Genomic DNA, 17,094 nt, shown 5'->3' with positions numbered 1-17,094 from the left:
ATGGTGAATCTAAAACAGTTTAAATATCCTTTATTAAGTAAGCCAGAATTGGCAATATTTACTGCGACAATATTGTGGGGCATTACATTTTTAGTCATTCACATTGCGGTACGCTATAGCGGTCCTCTGTTTTTTGTTGGATTTCGTTTTATTGTTGCATCTCTTATATGTGGGGTAGTTTTTTGGCGCTCTATAAAAGGGATAACTGTTTATGAAGTTTTCGCTGGGATGGCGATTGGTTTAGCCATGTTTTTGGGTTATGCTTTTCAAGCAGCTGGACTTCAAACGATTATTAGTAGTCAGTCGGCTTTTATCACAGCGCTTTATGTACCTATGGTTCCAATTTTGCAATGGATTGCTTTTAAAAAACCTCCCCGTTTAGCTTGTTGGATTGGCATTATTTTCGCTTTTATTGGGCTTGTATTTATTTCAGGACAAAAGCCGGGAAATTTTGATTTTTCAAAAGGCGAAATTTTAACTTTGTTAGGCGCTTTAGCGATTGCTGGAGAAGTCATACTCATCGGAATTTTTGCGAACAAGGTTGATAGTCGGCGTGTAACCATTATTCAGTTATTTTTTAGTGGTTTTTTTTCATTTGCTTGTATGCCGTTGATGGGTGAAAGCATCCCTGAATTTTCGTGGGTGTGGTTTAATATTGGTATAGGATTGGCATTAATGAGTGCCATCATTCAATTAGCTATGAATTGGGCACAAAAGTCTATTTCCCCTACGCGTGCGACACTCATTTACGCAGGTGAACCGGTATGGGCTGGTATTGTTGGGCGTTTGGCTGGAGAACATTTATCTCCCTTAGCTTTATTGGGCGGTTTGCTTATTCTGATTGGAATCATTGTGGCTGAATTACAACCTTCACAATGGCGTAAAAAAAATAAAGCAATTAAAAAAATTGATTAGCTATACATTTTTTTATTATGATTTTATTACATGAGATTTTTGCTTGTAGAGTTTTCATTTTTGGAGCTTTTTTAATACTAAGATGATTAAGAAGTTCTATAAATTATTCCAGCTTTTGCATGCCAAAGTGGAGAAATAGTATGCTTCTATCTGTTTGCCTAACTTCTGAAACGGGAAGACAACCTTTATTGAGCCAAAGCATGAGGTGATATAAAGGTAAAAATTAACGCTCATCTTTACGATCATGTTTAAATTTGGCTTTAACAACTTTCAAAAACATCTACGGTAATGTTTTTGAATAATGAAAATTACGCACTGTCGCACGTTATTTCTTTTGTCCTTTAATAGAGTTACGCTTCTCATGCAAAATAGAACGCCCAAAGTATCCCCATAACGTTGTACATTAAAGCGTTTTTTAAAAGATAATTTTCTCAATATACATCATATTCATTGACGGTTTGCATGAAGTATAGAAAAACCACAGAGCATCATCATTTTACTTAAAATAAAAGGCACGAGCATTTTCTTTATCTGTTCTCAATATTACGATAGTTTTTGGCATTTGAAAGAGAGAGGTATTTTTACTCATTTCTTAAACGTTTTTATCCATACACTAGCTCTGTTTTATAATGGGGGAGCAAAAAATTTATTGATTCATTATGAGAAGATTTAAAATGAGAGAAGCTCGCGATATTCAGAGCTTTAATTTAAATTGCAAAACAATAAACGATCATTATAAATCAATGCGTTATCCAATGAATCGAAGAGGATTGGTGTGTTTTATATTTAATGAAGGAAGGAGTTGTATAAAAAGTATATAAAACATCACTCAATAGAGCATATTTCTAAAGTTTTAAAAATTGAGAAGAAACTCTCTCGATATTCATGTTATTTTATATAAGATTGCTAAAAAAGCAGATTATTGCGTACAAATAAAAAAGCATTTCTTACGAATTTTATTGCAATCCTAAGTGATATATACGCCTATCATATAAATATGATAATACATTGATTTATAATGATAATATAGCATTATTTACATTGAATTAGAACCTTGAATACTGTAAAACTTTCTCACGTCAAATCATTTTCATGTTAAATCAATCCAAATCACTTGCTTACACGTCACAAGTGAATGAGTGGGGGGCATGTGGGTAAAGACTGTGCAAGAAAAGTATATCTCTGATAAACTTTTTCAAGTGTAAAGGATCGTCGCAATATTGGAGATTAGCAAAGTATGTGATGGTACTGGCTTATTACAGCATATGAGTCATCAAACAAGATGTGAAAAGATCATTTTAGGACCTTTTGTATTTAATTTCGCAAACAAAAGCCTTATTGTTTAGGCTATGAGAAGTTGTGTTTTGAGAAGCTTTTTTGGTTTATATTCTTTTGTAAGGAGCTGGAGCATAATTGGTCTTTGCGTTTTGTATTATTCTTTGCTAAATCGCCTTATATGACAGTAGATCGTAATTATATTCGTAATTTTTCCATCGTGGCGCATATTGATCACGGCAAATCCACTTTAGCTGATCGTTTGATTCAAATAACAGGTGGGCTTGATACACGTGAGATGAAAGAACAAGTACTCGATTCCATGGATATTGAGCGTGAACGTGGAATTACTATTAAAGCACAAACGGTACGTTTACGCTATAAAGCCAAGAATGGTGAGACCTATATTTTAAATCTTATGGATACACCTGGTCATGTGGATTTTGCTTATGAGGTTTCGCGTTCATTGGCAGCTTGTGAAGGCTCTCTGTTGGTGGTGGATGCAAGCCAAGGCGTAGAGGCGCAGACGTTAGCAAATGTTTATCAAGCCATTGATAATTCCCATGAGTTGGTTGTTGTTCTCAATAAAGTTGATCTTCCAGCAGCAGAACCTGAGCGTGTTAAAGAACAAATTGAAGATGTAATAGGCATTGATACATCTCAAGCAGTAGAAATATCAGCAAAAACAGGTTTGGGTGTTCCTGATGTTCTGGAGGCAATTGTTGCACAATTACCACCTCCACATACAGGCGATGTTGCAAATCCCTTGAAAGCAATGTTGGTTGATAGCTGGTATGATGCATATCTTGGTGTCATTGTTTTGGTACGGGTGATAGATGGTATTTTAAAAAAAGGCCAAACCATTCGTATGATGGGTACAGGAGCAAAATATCCAGTTGAGCGCGTTGGGGTTTTTACACCTAAAATGATACAGGTTGATGAATTAGGACCGGGCGAGATTGGTTTTATCACTGCTTCTATCAAAGAGGTAGCAGATACACGGGTTGGGGATACGATTACTGAAGAGCGCCGTCCTTGTGAAAATGCTTTACCTGGTTTTAAGCCTGCGCAACCGGTTGTCTTTTGTGGACTTTTTCCAATTGATGCTGCCGATTTTGATGATTTGCGTGCAGCCATGGGCAAATTACGCTTAAATGATGCGAGTTTTTCTTTTGAAATGGAAACATCTGCGGCTTTGGGGTTTGGTTTTCGCTGTGGATTTTTGGGACTTCTACATCTTGAAATTATTCAAGAGCGATTAGAGCGTGAGTTTAATTTGGATTTAATCGCGACAGCACCTTCGGTTGTTTATCGCATGAATATGAATGATGGTTCTGTTAAAGAGTTGCACAATCCAGCGGATATGCCTGATGTGGTTAAAATTTCTTCCATAGAAGAACCATGGATTCGGGCAACAATCATGACTCCTGATAATTATCTTGGGTCAATTTTAGAACTATGCCAAGAGCGGCGCGGGGTACAGGTTGGGTTATCCTATGTTGGAACCCGTGCTATGGTAACGTATGATTTACCACTGAATGAAGTTGTTTTTGATTTTTATGATCGGCTAAAATCAATCTCCAAGGGTTATGCTTCTTTTGATTATCAAATGACAGATTATGCAGAAGGTGATTTAGTTAAAATGTCTATTTTGGTGAATGGAGAGCCTATTGATGCATTATCGATGCTTGTTCACCGCACGATTGCAGAAAAGCGCGGGCGTTCAATGTGTGAAAAACTGAAAGATCTTATTCCTCAGCATATGTTTCAGATTCCAGTTCAAGCGGCTATTGGTGGTAAAGTTATAGCGCGCGAAACGATTCGTGCTTTGCGTAAAGATGTAACAGCGAAATGTTACGGGGGTGATGTTACGCGTAAGCGCAAACTTTTGGAAAAGCAAAAAGAAGGCAAAAAGCGGATGCGCCAATTTGGAAAAGTAGAAATTCCACAATCGGCATTTATTCAAGCGCTCAAAATGAACAAATAATGAAAAAAGGGGTATTTTCTCTCATTGATTGCGCTTTTGCTTTTGTCGATTGGTTCAGGTGTTTAAAGAACACTTTTAAATAGAATTGCGTCGTGCTTCATGTTCTTGTGTATTGCATAATGGTATCACTTTCTCACGTAAAACAGAATGCTTTAAACAAAATACATTTATGTTGCATATTGGCGTGCTCGTTTTCGTAAATCATCACTCAATACATCAAACTCCATTTCACAACGGGGGCTGTGAAAAATATAACGTAAAATACACTGTGAATGATATAAAGTCCATTTGGCATTACCGCTTTTACGCGTCAGAAAGGTGCAAAGCGCACCCATCATACTCTTTTTCAGCTCAAAATATTATGACAGTCCTTATCACTTGAGAGAATTCATTAAAGGTATTTCACTCTTTTCTTGAAGTGTTTCTTACCCACATACCAACTGTGTTTGTAACGAGCAAGGAAATGATAGTGATTGATTCACTATGAAAGGATTTGAAATGAGAGAATCCTTGTATTCGAGGTTATTATTCAAGTTAAAAAACGAGGCAATATTATTATGCATTAATCTTGTGTCTAAGAACGTAAAAGATCATTAATAGATGTTTTTTCTCGTGTTTTTTGATCAACGCGTTTTACAATAACAGCACAATAAAGGTTTGGGCCTGCTTCACCATTTGGTAAAGGTTTTCCGGGGAGAGAACCTGGTACAACCACTGAATAGGCTGGTACTTCACCAATAAAAATTTCACCTGTTGTACGATCAATAATCTTTGTTGATTTTCCAATAAAGACTCCCATTCCCAAAACAGCACCTTCACGGATAATACAGCCTTCAACAATTTCAGAGCGAGCACCGATAAAGCAATGATCTTCAATGATTGTTGGATTTGCTTGCAGTGGTTCTAAAACACCTCCAATACCAACACCGCCAGAAAGATGGACATGTTTACCAATTTGTGCACAAGAACCAACGGTGGTCCATGTATCAACCATTGTGCCCTCATCGATAAAAGCACCAAGATTGACAAAGGATGGCATCAATATAACATTGGGTGCAATGTAAGCAGAATGACGTACAATGGCTCCAGGAACGGAACGGAAATCAGCACTTTTAAAATCTGCCTCTTGCCAACCAGAGAATTTTGAAGGAACTTTATCCCACCAATGTGTCCCATTGATTCCACCAGTAATAATTTGCATAGGATTAAGCCGAAAAGAGAGTAAAACCGCTTTTTTCAACCATTGATGAACATGCCATTGTCCATTTTTTTGTCGTTCTGCAACACGGATTTCACCTTTATCAAGAAGGTTCAATGCATGTTCAACACTCTCACGTATTTCGCCTTTTGTGGTAGTATCGATAGAATCGCGATCGTCAAAAGCTTGTTCGATAATAATTTCAAGTTGTGTGATATGGGTCATGACGAGAGTTCCGTTAAACAAGTTGAAAGCTTCAAGATTTATTCTCTATGAACTACGCGAAGAAATGTGTTCAGTCAATAAAACGATGAGGAAGTAGGACAGGTGCATGAAAAAAAGCTGTAAAGAAAAAAGAAAAAGGGAGCAAGAAAACTGGACGCCACTTCTCCATACGAAGGATGCTCTACAACAGATCCATAAAGTCTCTAATTCAGCACAGGTGCGTTCGTCTACTTATCGTTTAGCCTATATCGATCAAGATTTTATGATGCGTCCAGAGCTGCGTTCACAACGTATTAGTCTTGAATTTTTAAAGCCGGAAATAACCCTTAAAGAATATGATATTCAATCAACAGTTGTTTTATTTGGTGGTGCGCGTATTCCTGAACCTGGGCAAGCAGCGTGGGCTGCAAAGAATGAAATACAAAAGAAAAATTTGCATGCTATGTCACATTATTACGATGAAGCAAGAGAGTTTGCACGTTTGTGCTCACTTTATTCTGCTACGACACAATATCGTGAATTTGTGGTTGTTACAGGGGGCGGACCAGGAATCATGGAGGCGGGAAATCGTGGTGCTTGTGATGTTGGTGCCCCAACGATTGGCTTGAATATTATTTTACCACATGAGCAGGAGCCTAATTCGTATGTGTCACCGCATTTGTGTTTTAATTTCCACTATTTGGGGATGCGCAAAATGCATTTTTTAGTACGAGCGAAAGCCCTAGCCATTTTCCCTGGCGGATTTGGAACTCTGGATGAACTGTTTGAGACGTTAACTTTAGTACAGACGGGGCGTATGAAACAGGTACCAATTTTATTGTTTGGCAAAGAATTTTGGAGCAATACTGTCAATTTTGAGTATCTGTCTGCACAAGGTACAATTTCTCCTACTGATATTAATTTTGTGAAATTTGTTAATACAGCAGCAGAAGCTTTTGAAGAAATTCGTTCTTTTTATAAATTGCCTTAACGACTTTTGAGATGCTCACTCTTGAAGGATAATTAATACTCTACTTTGGTTAAATAAAGTCCTGAGGGGGGGGCAACAACACCACAACGTTTACGATCTTTAGCATGAAGAGCTGTTTCGAGATCTTGAGCTGTCCAACGTCCAATACCCACTTCCATGAGGCTTCCTGCGAATGAACGGATTTGATGATGAAGAAAAGAACGAGCTTGTGCATAAAGGAAAATTTCTTCACCTTCTCTTTGAATATCGAGGCGTTCAAGGGTGCGAATAGGGCTTTTGGCTTGGCAATGTGCTGAACGGAAAGTTGTAAAATCATGTTGTCCTACAAGCTTTTGCGCAGCTTCATGCATGGCTTCAGCATGAAGAGGTTTTGGTATCCACCACACGCGTTTGGCATTTAAAGCTGGTGGAGAGCGACGATTAAGTATTTTAAAAAGATAATGGCGTTTTACAGCGGAAAATCGTGCATCAAAGTCATCAGGGACATTTTCTACATTTAAGATTGAAATCGCCTCTCCCTGTTTACGTAAAAGAGCATTGAGCGCGTCACGCACAGTATGGGAGAGCCAGTTTTTTTCAAAATCAACATGCGCAACTTGTCCCGTAGCATGTACGCCCGCATCGGTTCTTCCTGCTGTTGTTATGGTCAATTGTTGTCCACTAAAGCAAAAAATTGCTTGTTCAAGAGCTCCTTGTATCGTGTGAAGTTTTGCTTGACGCTGCCAACCAGCATAATTTGAACCATCATATTCAAGAGTGAGTTTAAAACGTGGCATCTTAAAAAACAGCAGAAATATGAGCACCTCGCAAAAAGGTTGCGCACTCAAGAATTTTACCGCCAGATCTTTGGAGAGAGGTTATTTCTATCCGTCCTTGCCCACAATGGATAATCAAAGAATCTGGTTCTATCCGTCCAATTTCAAGAGAAGGACCTGTTGTTAAACGACTATCAAGAATTTTTACACGTTCTTCTCGTCCACCGATATTCATATTGCACCAGCAACTAGGAGAGGGAGAGAGCGCGCGAATATGCCTATGAATAAACTCTGCAGGTTTTGTCCAATCAATGCGGGTCTCTTCTTTTCTAATTTTGGCGGCATAGGTGATGCCTTCTTCTGATTGTGGGGTCAGTTTAAGTTGTCCTTTTTCAAGAGTGGATAAAGTCTCTACCATAAGTTCTGCGCCAATATGTGAAAGTCTGTTTGAAAGCTCAGCAGTGGTGGTGTTATCAGTAATGGGGATGGAGCGAGAAAGAGCGATAGGCCCCGTATCAAGTCCTTCATCCATTTTCATGATCATGATACCTGTTTCTTTATCACCAGCCATAATTGCTCGTTGAATAGGCGCAGCACCACGCCAACGTGGTAAGAGTGAAGCGTGGGCATTAAAACAACCAAAACGTGGCGTTTCGAGAATAGCTTTGGGTAAAAGGAGTCCATAAGCCACCACAATAGCAGCATCAACAGAAAGTGCTGCAAATTGCTCCTGTTGTTCGATTGTTTTGAGTGTTTGAGGCGTGAAGACAGGAATGGATTTTTCTTTTGCTACGGTGTGAACAGCGGAGGGGATTAATTTAAGCCCTCGACGTCCTGCTGGGCGAGGGGGTTGACTATAAACAGCAACAACATCATGACCTGCATCCAATAAAGCATGTAAAATAGGAACAGAAAAATCTGGTGTTCCCATAAAACTTAATCGTAAAGCCATTACAAAACTGCTTCCTGCATGTTTTTTTCTTTTGCGCGTTTTTTAAATTTTCGTATCACCATATCGCGTTTGATCTTTGAAATGTAATCAATAAAAAGGCGCCCATCTAAATGATCAATTTCATGCTGTAAGCAAGTTGCTAAGAGATCGTCTGCTTCAATTTCTGTTTGTTTTCCTTCACGGTTCTGATAGCGAACACGAAGGCGTTTAGGACGTTCAACTTCTGCAAAATAATCAGGAATAGAAAGACAACCTTCTTTGTAAATATTACGCTCATCTGAAAGCCATAAAATTTCAGGGTTGATAATAACAAGTGGTTTTTCCTGCTCATCTTCAGAATTTCCAGAGACATCTATAACCAACATACGTAGCGGTATACCAATTTGAATAGCAGCAAGACCAACGCCCTTAGAATTATACATGGTTTCCAACATGTCATCCGCAAGTTTTTGGAGAGCTGAATCGACCTGCTCAACAGGTTTGGACACTTCCCGTAAAATCGGATCAGGTAAAGTAACTAAAGATCTCATTGGCATAAGTAGAGATTAATCAATGGTTTGTTATTGGTCAATATTGAATAACGGATTCTTGCGTTTTTTTACAATAAGAGCGTTATATTACAATTTATGTTTGATTCGTTTTTTTCCATACTCGCTGGTGATTTTTTTTCTAAACTAATGCTTTTGCTTTTATTTATACTTGTCTGTTTGGCATTTTTTATGTTGATACATTCTCATCGAAAAAAAGCATTTTTGGAAAATGAAATTGCTGAACGCGCACGTGAGGCACAAATGCAGATGGCTACCTTGCTGAAAACACAAGCTGAAATGCAAGGACGAATGCAAACGATGGCGGAAATTTTTGGTCAACGGCAGGCTGAATTGAATAAATCACTCAGTGAGCAACTCAATGGGATGACAACAAGCTTAGGCCAAACACTTCAGGTACAGACCAAATCCACTTATGAAAATTTGAATCGTTTGCAAGAGCGTTTAGCAGTGATTGATGCAGCACAAAATAATATTCAATCGCTTACGGGACAAGTTGTTCAGTTGCAGTCCATTTTAAGCAATAAGCAGACGCGTGGTACTTTCGGTCAAGGGCGGATGGAAGCAATTATTGCCGATGCCTTACCAACAAACGCTTATGCTTTTCAGGCTGTTCTTTCCAATGGAAAGCGCCCAGATTGTCTCATTCATATGCCCAATAAAGCTCCTTCTCTTGTTGTTGATGCTAAATTTCCTCTGGAAGCTTGGAATGCTATGCGTAAGGCAGAATCAGCGCAAGAGCGTCAAGAGGCAGAACGCCAATTTCGTACCGATATGGAAGTTCATATTCGTGATATTGCACAAAAATATTTGATTCCTGGAGAAACCCATGACACTGCTTTCCTTTTTGTGCCATCTGAATCGATTTTCGCAACAATTTATGAGGACTTTGAGGCATTGGTACAAAAATCCAATAGAGCCCATGTGATTATTGTTTCACCATCTTTGTTGATGCTCTCTGTCCAAGTGGTACAAACCATTATGAAAGATGCGCGTATGCGTGAACAAGCGCATTTAATTCAATCAGAAGTAGCAAAATTGATGGAAGATTTTGGACGAATGGATACGCGTGTTCGCGCACTACAGAAGCACTTTCATAAAGCAGGTGAAGATATAGAGGGAATTTTGATATCGTCCTCCAAAATCATGAAACGGGCAAATCGCATTGAAACTGTCGAATTAAAAGAAAATTACTCTGAACCAACAAAAATGACAACATTGGCTCAGTCGCAAACATTGCGTTTTGCTGATGAGGAATAAAGCAAAGCAAGCTTCTTAGATATTACAAGTTAGATCATGTTCTTTATTGATTGGTAATCATTTTTTAGTATCTCTATCTTGTTTTATTTCTTAAACGAGAGGAATAGGAATATGCGACACCTTTTGTTTTTAGGGGCACTGGTGTTTTTGCTAGAGGGATGCGCAACAACCACTCCCATCCACACAAATAATGCTTGTGCTATTTTAGCACAAAAAAATGGTTTTTTTGACAATTGGGGTAAGGTGTCTCAAAGAGCGGAAATGCGCTATGGAATTCCTATGCCTATTATTCTTGCAACCATTAAGATGGAATCGAGCTTTCGTCACAATGCACGTCCTCCACGCAAAAAACTACTTGGTTTTATTCCATGGAAGCGTCGGTCGACAGCTTATGGTTATGCTCAAGCGCTTGATAGTACATGGGCAATGTATCTTCGCTCTACAGGAAAGTCTTTTGCATGGCGTACGAATTTCGCAGATGCTGCTGATTTTGTTGCTTGGTATCATCGCCAAAGTGTTCAACGCAATGGGGTGAGGTTTGATGATGCATATAGCCTTTATTTAAATTATCATATGGGGCATGGTGCTTATGCACGTAGTGGTGGGCATGTCAGTGCTGCGCTTTCACAGACAGCACAGCGCATGGCAAGGATATCGAGGCTCTATGAACAGCAATTAAAAAGATGTGGATGGCATTAGGGAAGATTTTTGAAAATCTCAATCAGGGAATTGATGGGATAAAATTATTCGAAAGCAAAATTCCGCATGATATGATAAAATAGTGTCGTTTTTCCGATCGTTCAATGAAATAAATTGTTATTTTTTAGAATAAACTCAAGCGACAGAAAGCTTTTGCAATACACAATATATTTGAAGATACTCTCGACATTTTTACTTCCTTTGTTAAAAAAATTTATAATAGAAACCATTTTCTATTTAGTGTTGGCATTTCGCATTGGGCTAAGTACTAGAGGTTATTGAAGAAAAATTTTAAAATATAATATCATTTTTTATTTTCATTATGCGTATTACTGGCTGATTATTATATGAATATTTTCTTTGTTAAGTGTATAAAATAGCAATTAAAACAAATGCAATTCGGGCATCATAAAAAGGGTAAAATATTCAATATAAGAAAACGAGAAATGCATTAAACGAAAAAACGTTGTTTTGTATAAAGAGGGCGCTACAGTCTTCAAAAAAACTAAGTGTATTTAGTATTGTATTGAAATAAAACATAGTCGTCCATCCAGTTCATCTTAATTGAAAGAAGTTATCTTATTGTATTGTAAAAACACTCCCGTTTATAGGATGATAAGGTATATGCAACTTTACACACAATGAATATTCAGGGTAGGGAATATTCAGAGAAAGATTTGTAACGCCTATGAAGTAACAAGTCAGTCTCCAATGTTGTGATAGCTTTTGCATTTGAGAATATTTATGAGAAGCATTTTTATTCTTTTTCTTAAATGGTTTAAGCATATTGATTTATAAAGATAATATATCGTTATTCATATTAAAGTAAGAATCTCGAATGGCGTAGGGTTTTATCGTTTCAGATCTCTTGAGGTTGAATCAATAAAACCATTGGCTTGCACATAACAAGCACAATGGGTATGTGGATAAAAACTGTGAAAGAAAAGACTAAAAATGTTTTTTTATGAACATACATTCTCAAATGTGAGAATTATCCGTAACATTGGGAATTAGCACATATAATGATAGCACCACTTTGCTCTTACACCTCGACCTTGTTTATGACGTGCAAGGAAAAAAATTAATTGATTCAATATATTATTTAAGTATTAATATACCTTAGTATTGAGCAGGTATACGCTACTCAAGGTGGATAATTTTTAATTGGCAGAACATCTGATCAGGCTAAAAATACTCGAAAAAAGTTCTGATTCGCAATAATTGAGAAGTATATTTTAATATTTTATTCTCTACTCTTTGTTTAAGTACTTCATATCTTTTAAAAAGATACCGGTAACCAACATATTATGATATTTGTGGAAATATTGTGGTAAAGGAAATTCAAATTTTGTCCTTTAAGACAAGGCGCAGGTTAAACAGCTCATTTTCTATTTCTGTGCAAAGCATAAAAAATTATCTACTTTCACGGTTGCGACAGTAAATTTTATAATCCAACAAATGATTAAAAATGTATTATAATATCATTAAGATGCAAGGAACAGGCGCTATTGGAATGATAATTAAATAGCACATAAACCTTTTAAATTGATGCACACATCTTTTATTATAATTGATTCCCTTGATAGAACAGTTGGTCTTTTTGGTGGAGCTAAGCGGGATCGAACCGCTGACCTCTTGCATGCCATGCAAGCGCTCTCCCAGCTGAGCTATAGCCCCTATAAAAACAAATTGTCCCAAAAAGACAGTATACAATTCCAGCTTTTCTAGAACGATCAAAATTGAAGATCAAGAAGAATTTACATTCAATAGATAAAGATGTCCTCTTTTACTTCTTTTAAGCATCGTCATCATTAGAAACACCGCCTCCGAGAATATCAGTAACGTCATCATCTTCATCGTCACCATCATGAGACAAAAATGTATCATCATCATCACCAAGATCTACATCACTATCTTCTAAATCAGGAAGATCGTCATCTTTAGAATCCACATCATCATCTTCAAGAAGCATAAAAGCAGATTTTTCAAGTGCTGTATCAAGCTCCTCAGTATCAACTTCTTCTTCATTATTTGCTTCAGCTGCTGCAACTTCAAAGTAAGAACGCGGATAAGAAATTCCTGTATAGGGCGACACAATAGGATCGCGATTTAGATCGTAAAATTTTTTTCCTGTTTCTGGATCAACACGTTTAGTTCCAAGTTCTTGTTTTGCCATAAACCGTGCCTCTTTGATTAACTATTATTCCATTAAAAGATAAATTTTATGGTGCTTAATCGAAAAATAATACCTTTGTCAAAGATAAATACACTGTTCCACAGTGATTTTTTCATGACGTCTTTTAAAGCATGTGCTAAAGGATGCACAATTTCATAAAAGTTAGATAGAATTAAATAGAATTTCCATGCAAAAAGCAATCCCTATAACCACCTATAAATCGAGTAGTCTCTCTGGAAAAATTCAAATACCAGGAGATAAATCAATCTCTCATCGCTCTCTTATATTGGGAGGATTAGCAAGTGGTGAGACATATATTCATGGATTACTTGAAAGCGCTGATGTACTCAACACAGCTGCTGCTATGCAAGCTATGGGTGCCTGTATTATTAAAAAAGATGACTTCTGGATCATACGAGGAACAGGGAATGGTTGCCTTTTAGCTGCACAAAAACCTTTAGACTTTGGAAACGCTGGAACAGGTGCTCGTTTGGTTATGGGAATGGTTGGTCCGTATCATATGAAAACAACCTTTATTGGTGATGCTTCTCTCTCTAAACGTCCAATGGGACGTATCCTTGATCCACTGCGTCTCATGGGGGTTGAAATTGAGGCAACGCGCGACGATCACCTTCCTTTAACGCTTTATGGTCCGAAAATGGCTAATCCGATTCGTTACCGTGTTCCAATAGCTTCCTCCCAAATTAAATCAGCAATCCTGCTTGCTGGACTCAATACCGCCGGCACTACAACTGTTATTGAACCAGTTCTGACACGAGATCATACGGAAAAAATGTTAAAAGCATTCGGTGCGCAACTTGAAATAGAAAAAGATAACGAAGGTGCGCGTTTGATTCATCTTAATGGTCAACCCCATCTTACTGGACAAACGATTCATATTCCGGGTGATCCTTCTTCTGCTGCTTTTCCAATTATCGCAGCCCTTCTTATAGAAGACTCTGATATCACCATTGAAAATGTTTTGATAAATAACTCTCGAATAGGACTTATCGAAACATTGTGGGAAATGGGTGCTCAAATTGAATTTTTGAACCGACGTCAAACAGGTGGAGAGGATGTTGCTGATCTACGGATAAAATCATCGGTCCTTAGAGGCGTTACGGTGCCCAAAGAACGTGCTCCATCGATGATAGATGAATATCCTGCTTTGGCAGTAGCAGCAGCCTTTGCAGAAGGCAAAACAGTGATGCTAGGAATTGAAGAATTGCGTGTAAAAGAATCAGATCGATTGTCTGCTGTTGCTCAAGGATTAAAAGTTAATTGCGTAGACTGTGAAGAAGGTCAAGATTTTCTTATTGTTTATGGAAAAGGTTCTGCCAAAGGTTTGGGGGGTGGGTATGTTGCCACACATCTTGATCATCGAATTGCTATGTGTTTTCTCATTTTTGGGCTTGTATCAGAAAAACCTGTTACCATTGATGATAAACGAATGATCGCTACGAGCTTTCCAGAATTTATTCCTTTTATAAAACAACTTGGGGGAAAAATCGCTTGAAGCCTTTTGTTATCGCCATTGATGGACCTGCAGCCTCAGGCAAAGGAACCTTAGCACGCAAAATTGCTGCACATTATCGCCTTCGTCATCTCGATACTGGTCTTACTTATCGTAGTGTTGCTCATACGCTTTTACAACAAAATTTAGCTCTTAATGATGAAAAAAATGCTATTATTTATGCTAAAGAACTTGATTTTAATACCTTAAATCCTTCTCTTCTTTCTTCTCATGAACTTGGTGAAGCGGCTTCAAAAATAGCAATTAACCCTGCTGTACGCAAAATTCTTGTCGAAAAACAACGCAACTTTGCTAAAGTTTTGCCCGGCTGTGTGCTTGATGGGCGTGATATCGGAACGATTGTTTGTCCTGATGCCGATATCAAGTTTTATATTCTAGCCAATGTTCAAACACGCGCCAAACGCCGCTACCAAGAGATTTTAAAAAAAGGTGTTCAAGCAAATTATCATGAAATCCTAGCTCAACTTGAACAGCGCGACAGTCGCGATATAACGCGCAAACAAAGTCCACTAAAACCAGCAAAAAACGCCCACTTGCTTGATACGTCAGAATTGAGTATAGAAGCAACATTTGAAATTGCATGCAGTTTTGTTGATCCAATCATAAAAATGCATATAATTGGATAAATTCGTTAAGGTAACTTCCAGCCTAGCGCTAACTTTTTTCCTTTATTCAAGGAAAAGGCTAGGGAGTTACTTATGTTAACACTAACCTAGCGCTCATACCTTATAATACAAGGTATATATTAGGAGTTCTTATGTCACAATACAATCCCACAACAGCGGATTTTGAAGCCCTTTTAACAGAATCTTTTCAAACTAATGATCTTAATGAAGGATCTGTTGTTAAAGGTCGTGTTATTGCAATCGAAAAAGACATGGCCATTATTGATGCTGGTCTTAAAGTCGAAGGACGTATTCCTCTCAAAGAATTTGGAGCTAAAGCAAAAGATGGTTCTTTGCAAGTTGGCGATGAAGTTGAGGTTTACATTGAACGCATTGAAAATGCGATGGGTGAAGCTGTTTTATCGCGTGAAAAAGCACGGCGCGAAGAAAGTTGGGTCCGTTTGGAGGAAAAATTCAATGCTGGTGCACGCGTTGATGGAGTGATCTTTAGCCAAGTAAAAGGTGGTTTTACAGTTGATCTTGATGGTGCCGTTGCTTTCTTGCCTCGCAGCCAAGTTGATATTCGTCCCATTCGTGATGTTTCACCCCTCATGCATAATTCACAGTCCTTTGAAATTTTGAAGATGGATCGTCGTCGTGGCAATATTGTGGTCTCACGCCGCACTGTTTTAGAAGAAAGTCGCGCTGAGCAACGTTCAGAAATCGTACAAAATCTTGAAGAAAATCAAATCGTTGAAGGTGTGGTGAAAAATATTACAGATTATGGTGCCTTTGTTGATCTTGGTGGGATTGATGGTCTCTTGCACGTTACAGATATGGCATGGCGGCGTGTTAATCACCCATCTGAAGTGCTCACAATTGGCCAAACGATTAAAGTGCAGATTATTCGCATTAATCAAGATACGCACCGTATTTCTCTTGGAATGAAACAGCTTGAAAGTGATCCTTGGGAAAGCATCAGTGTCCGGTATCCGATTGGTAAAAAAATTACGGGTGCTGTTACCAACATTACTGATTACGGTGGTTTTGTTGAAATTGAACCAGGAATCGAAGGGCTGATCCATGTTTCTGAAATGAGCTGGACAAAGAAAAATGTTCATCCTGGAAAAATTCTGTCTACATCACAAGAAGTAGAAGTGGTTGTTCTTGAGATTGATCCTTCTAAACGGCGTATTTCTCTTGGCTTAAAACAAACATTTGAAAATCCATGGGAAGCTTTTGCCAATAAATTTCCTGTCAATTCGCAAATTGAAGGAGAGGTTAAAAATAAAACAGAATTTGGTCTGTTTATTGGGCTTGAAGGCGATGTTGACGGTATGGTTCATTTGTCTGATCTTGATTGGAACCGTCCTGGTGAACAAGTTATTGATACTTATAATAAAGGCGATATCGTTAAGGCTGTGGTCCTTGATGTTGACATTGAAAAAGAGCGCATTTCTCTTGGAATTAAGCAGCTTTCCAGCGATAAAGTTGGAGAAGCAGCTGCTTCTGGCGAATTGCGAAAAGGTGCAGTTGTAACATGCGAAGTGATTGCTGTTAACGACAATGACATTGGTGTGAAATTGATTGACCACAACCTTGAGACAACCATTCGGCGTGCTGATCTTGCGCGTGATCGTGATGAGCAACGTCCTGAGCGTTTCGCAATTGGGCAAAAGGTTGATGCTCGCATCACAGCATTTGATAAAAAAACACGTAAAATTTCAGTATCGATTAAAGCTTTAGAAATTGCAGAGGAAAAAGAAGCTGTTGCACAATATGGTTCTACAGATTCAGGTGCTTCTCTTGGTGATATTCTGGGTGCAGCTTTGAAAAAACAAGAACAAGATTAATCATCAATCATTAAAGTTGGTTTTATTATTAAGGTCACTCATTAGGAGTGACCTTTTTATTTTATAAAAAAATTGTCTGCTTATTTTTAAATTATTGAAACAAAAATTATAAATGCTTGCAAATAAAAACAAAAAGTTTGTT

13 protein-coding genes and 1 tRNA gene are annotated in these 17,094 nt (G+C 38.0%); 8 read left to right on the top strand and 6 right to left on the bottom strand.

Translation table 11 applies throughout. From position 1 onward, the window contains the following. Together ACFILO_RS00460 and lepA are read left to right on the top strand one after the other, a co-directional pair. Window positions 1-915 (top strand): DMT family transporter, encoded by a 915-nt coding sequence (locus ACFILO_RS00460; RefSeq protein WP_375632140.1) that lies wholly within the window; start codon window positions 1-3, stop codon window positions 913-915. 1,456 nt (window positions 916-2,371) lie between these two features. After that, window positions 2,372-4,177, top strand: a complete 1,806-nt coding sequence (gene lepA / locus ACFILO_RS00455; protein WP_375677721.1) for a translation elongation factor 4 — start codon at window positions 2,372-2,374, stop codon at window positions 4,175-4,177. Between the two features lie 574 nt (window positions 4,178-4,751). Here the strand turns inward: lepA and dapD are convergent. Continuing rightward, a complete protein-coding gene (dapD, locus tag ACFILO_RS00450) occupies window positions 4,752-5,600 on the bottom strand; it encodes a 2,3,4,5-tetrahydropyridine-2,6-dicarboxylate N-succinyltransferase (RefSeq protein ID WP_375611393.1) in 849 nt (282 codons plus the stop codon). A gap of 106 nt (window positions 5,601-5,706) precedes the next feature. On the opposite strand from dapD, the gene ACFILO_RS00445 reads away from it, so the two are divergent. Further along, complete coding sequence (locus tag ACFILO_RS00445) at window positions 5,707-6,570, top strand: LOG family protein (RefSeq protein ID WP_375611394.1); 864 nt, start codon at window positions 5,707-5,709, stop codon at window positions 6,568-6,570. 32 nt (window positions 6,571-6,602) lie between these two features. Here ACFILO_RS00445 and truA read toward each other — a convergent pair whose 3' ends face one another. The 3 genes from truA to def are packed head-to-tail and all read right to left on the bottom strand — an operon-like array spanning window position 6,603 to window position 8,813. Further along, a complete protein-coding gene (gene truA, locus ACFILO_RS00440; RefSeq protein WP_375612809.1) occupies window positions 6,603-7,346 on the bottom strand; it encodes a tRNA pseudouridine(38-40) synthase TruA in 744 nt (247 codons plus the stop codon). Between the two features lies 1 nt (window position 7,347). Continuing rightward, window positions 7,348-8,277 (bottom strand): methionyl-tRNA formyltransferase, encoded by a 930-nt coding sequence (gene fmt / locus ACFILO_RS00435; protein WP_375620855.1) that lies wholly within the window; start codon window positions 8,275-8,277, stop codon window positions 7,348-7,350. Continuing rightward, window positions 8,277-8,813, bottom strand: coding sequence for a peptide deformylase (def, locus tag ACFILO_RS00430; protein WP_375612811.1), 537 nt, complete (start codon window positions 8,811-8,813; stop codon window positions 8,277-8,279). Before def ends, fmt begins: the two co-directional genes overlap by 1 nt. A 90-nt stretch (window positions 8,814-8,903) precedes the next feature. Here def and ACFILO_RS00425 point away from each other — a divergent pair, with 90 nt between their 5' ends. Next, window positions 8,904-10,085, top strand: a complete 1,182-nt coding sequence (locus ACFILO_RS00425; RefSeq protein WP_375612812.1) for a DNA recombination protein RmuC — start codon at window positions 8,904-8,906, stop codon at window positions 10,083-10,085. A gap of 111 nt (window positions 10,086-10,196) precedes the next feature. Beyond that, entirely contained in the window at window positions 10,197-10,784 is a 588-nt protein-coding gene (locus ACFILO_RS00420; RefSeq protein WP_375611399.1) for a hypothetical protein, read from the top strand. A gap of 1,601 nt (window positions 10,785-12,385) precedes the next feature. On the opposite strand, the gene ACFILO_RS00415 is transcribed toward ACFILO_RS00420, so the two are convergent. Both ACFILO_RS00415 and ACFILO_RS00410 read right to left on the bottom strand, forming a co-directional pair. Continuing rightward, window positions 12,386-12,461: transfer RNA gene (locus ACFILO_RS00415), tRNA-Ala, on the bottom strand. 118 nt (window positions 12,462-12,579) lie between these two features. Beyond that, window positions 12,580-12,960 carry a TIGR02300 family protein gene (locus ACFILO_RS00410; RefSeq protein WP_375611400.1) on the bottom strand — a complete coding sequence of 127 codons (381 nt, stop codon included), beginning with the start codon at window positions 12,958-12,960 and terminating at the stop codon, window positions 12,580-12,582. 187 nt (window positions 12,961-13,147) lie between these two features. Here ACFILO_RS00410 and aroA point away from each other — a divergent pair, with 187 nt between their 5' ends. From aroA to rpsA, 3 genes are all read left to right on the top strand, one after another. Beyond that, window positions 13,148-14,476 carry a 3-phosphoshikimate 1-carboxyvinyltransferase gene (gene aroA, locus ACFILO_RS00405; protein WP_375677686.1) on the top strand — a complete coding sequence of 443 codons (1,329 nt, stop codon included), beginning with the start codon at window positions 13,148-13,150 and terminating at the stop codon, window positions 14,474-14,476. Beyond that, complete coding sequence (gene cmk, locus ACFILO_RS00400; protein WP_375611402.1) at window positions 14,473-15,120, top strand: (d)CMP kinase; 648 nt, start codon at window positions 14,473-14,475, stop codon at window positions 15,118-15,120. Before aroA ends, cmk begins: the two co-directional genes overlap by 4 nt. Before the next feature lie 131 nt (window positions 15,121-15,251). Continuing rightward, window positions 15,252-16,952, top strand: a complete 1,701-nt coding sequence (gene rpsA / locus ACFILO_RS00395) for a 30S ribosomal protein S1 (RefSeq protein ID WP_026500132.1) — start codon at window positions 15,252-15,254, stop codon at window positions 16,950-16,952. Window positions 16,953-17,094 lie beyond the last annotated feature (142 nt).

Origin of the sequence: Bartonella sp. AP72JLCBS (assembly GCF_042195705.1) — a bacterium.
Classification (GTDB): Bacteria; Pseudomonadota; Alphaproteobacteria; order Rhizobiales; family Rhizobiaceae; genus Bartonella.
This window is presented reverse-complemented; position numbering and strand designations above follow the sequence as displayed.

What these genes read in the sequence shown, in the direction of transcription:
- ACFILO_RS00460 (WP_375632140.1), top strand. Translation starts at nt 1, where the DNA reads ATGGTGAATCTAAAACAGTTTAAATATCCTTTATTAAGTAAGCCAGAA.
- ACFILO_RS00410 (WP_375611400.1), bottom strand. Translation starts at nt 12,960, where the DNA reads ATGGCAAAACAAGAACTTGGAACTAAACGTGTTGATCCAGAAACAGGA.
- aroA (WP_375677686.1), top strand. Translation starts at nt 13,148, where the DNA reads ATGCAAAAAGCAATCCCTATAACCACCTATAAATCGAGTAGTCTCTCT.
- ACFILO_RS00425 (WP_375612812.1), top strand. Translation starts at nt 8,904, where the DNA reads ATGTTTGATTCGTTTTTTTCCATACTCGCTGGTGATTTTTTTTCTAAA.
- truA (WP_375612809.1), bottom strand. Translation starts at nt 7,346, where the DNA reads ATGCCACGTTTTAAACTCACTCTTGAATATGATGGTTCAAATTATGCT.
- def (WP_375612811.1), bottom strand. Translation starts at nt 8,813, where the DNA reads ATGCCAATGAGATCTTTAGTTACTTTACCTGATCCGATTTTACGGGAA.
- ACFILO_RS00420 (WP_375611399.1), top strand. Translation starts at nt 10,197, where the DNA reads ATGCGACACCTTTTGTTTTTAGGGGCACTGGTGTTTTTGCTAGAGGGA.
- dapD (WP_375611393.1), bottom strand. Translation starts at nt 5,600, where the DNA reads ATGACCCATATCACACAACTTGAAATTATTATCGAACAAGCTTTTGAC.
- lepA (WP_375677721.1), top strand. Translation starts at nt 2,372, where the DNA reads ATGACAGTAGATCGTAATTATATTCGTAATTTTTCCATCGTGGCGCAT.
- ACFILO_RS00445 (WP_375611394.1), top strand. Translation starts at nt 5,707, where the DNA reads ATGAAAAAAAGCTGTAAAGAAAAAAGAAAAAGGGAGCAAGAAAACTGG.
- rpsA (WP_026500132.1), top strand. Translation starts at nt 15,252, where the DNA reads ATGTCACAATACAATCCCACAACAGCGGATTTTGAAGCCCTTTTAACA.
- fmt (WP_375620855.1), bottom strand. Translation starts at nt 8,277, where the DNA reads ATGGCTTTACGATTAAGTTTTATGGGAACACCAGATTTTTCTGTTCCT.